The following is a 1,429-nucleotide window of genomic DNA, read 5'->3' on the forward strand; positions in this document are numbered from 1 at the left end:
TCGCCGACCTGCTCGCCGAGCCGTTCGCCGGGGGCCGCCTGGTGCGGGCCGTGCTGGACCGCGGCGACGGCGCCCGCACCACGCTGCGCCGGCTCGGCGACGGCGAACTGCGCTACACCGCCCTCGCGCTGGTGCTGCTCACCGGCCCCGGCGTGCTGGAGGCCGACGTGCCCGGCGAGGTGCCGGCCGCCCTCCAGTGCCTCACCGTCCTCGCGGACGGCCTGGACCGGGCGCTCGACCCGGCCCAGCGCGCGGCCCTGCTGGCGCTGGCGGCGCGGATGTGCGAGCGCGGCCACATCCGCCTGGTCGGCGCGGTGAGCGACGCCACCTGGGCCGCCGGGGTGCCCGGGGCGACCGTGGTACACCTGAGGCGTGACTGACCCGCACGACGACGCGTCCCGGCCCGCCGACCTGCCCGCGCTCCGGCGCCGTCTCGCCGACTTCGCCGCCGCGCGGAACTGGCAGCCGTACCACACGCCCAAGAACCTCGTCGCCGCGCTCGGCGTCGAGGCCGCCGAACTCCAGGAAATCTTCCAGTGGCTGACGCCGGAGGAGTCCGCCCGTGTGATGGACGACCCGGACACCGCGCACCGCGTCACCGACGAGGTGGCCGACGTGCTCGCCTACCTCCTCCAGTTCTGCGAGGTCCTCGGCATCGACCCGCTCGCCGCCCTGGCCGCGAAGATCGACCGGAACGAACACAGGTTCCCGGTGCCGGAGCGGTCCGACACTCCGCCCCGCGCCTAGGAGCCATCCCTTCCGCTCTCACGCTCCGTGGTCGAAAACGCGTCTCGTTGCCAAGGTGTGTCCACAGATTTCGGACTTCCTCTGGCCTTTTGTCTCACCAAGCTTCACTCTGGGTAGTGAACAAGGGAGTTCAACGGATGCGGACGCGTGGGCAGCGCGTCGGACAGACGGGGGCAGCGCATGGACGCTGTGCGGCTCATCGTGACAAGCAGGAGGGCCCTGGCCGCCGGTGGCGGAGTGCCGGAGCTGACGGCCGAGGTGTGGCAGGCGCAGGCGCTGGCCCAGGCGATAGGGAGCCGCCTGGCCCTCGTGGGCCCGCCCCCTCTGCGCAACGAGGCCATCATGGTGGCCGATCTGGCCGGCCGGGGCTGCGGCGTCCTCGGTCCGCCGCCGCTCGGCCCCGACGGACCGCGCGCGGCCCGGCTCACCGAGCTGGGGGAGACCCACGCGTGCCTGATGCACCTCGGCGGCCTGCTCGGCGACGTCGGCATCGCCCTGGTCGGCATCGCCTGCGCCGCCGACGACGAGGCGACGTACTGGAGCTGCGTCGAGGCCATCGACGCGGCCGACGAGGCGCGGGACCGCGTCCGGGACATGCTGCGCAAGCTGGCGGACAGGGAGGCGGCGTTACCCCGGCGGGAGGCCGGCTGACCGCCCTCCCGCCCCACCGCCAGCTCAGCGA

2 protein-coding genes and 1 pseudogene are annotated in these 1,429 nt (G+C 74.2%); all 3 read left to right on the forward strand.

Annotated elements, in window-relative coordinates; all coding sequences use genetic code 11:
* A pseudogene (locus CCN29_RS36460) lies at positions 1-380 on the forward strand (ATP-binding protein); the annotation flags it as partial.
* Entirely contained in the window at positions 373-747 is a 375-nt protein-coding gene (locus CCN29_RS31380) for a nucleotide pyrophosphohydrolase (RefSeq protein WP_086685924.1), read from the forward strand. The pseudogene CCN29_RS36460 and the gene CCN29_RS31380, both read left to right, overlap by 8 nt.
* Positions 748-927: 180 nt before the next feature.
* Entirely contained in the window at positions 928-1,398 is a 471-nt protein-coding gene (locus tag CCN29_RS31385; protein ID WP_086685926.1) for a DUF6099 family protein, read from the forward strand.
* Positions 1,399-1,429: the final 31 nt, after the last annotated feature.

The organism is Streptomyces pseudogriseolus (genome assembly GCA_002154585.1).
Taxonomy (GTDB): Bacteria; Actinomycetota; Actinomycetes; order Streptomycetales; family Streptomycetaceae; genus Streptomyces; species Streptomyces pseudogriseolus.

Excerpts from the sequence above, each read along its gene's own strand:
- CCN29_RS31385 (WP_086685926.1), top strand. The coding sequence starts at position 928 with ATGGACGCTGTGCGGCTCATCGTGACAAGCAGGAGGGCCCTGGCCGCC.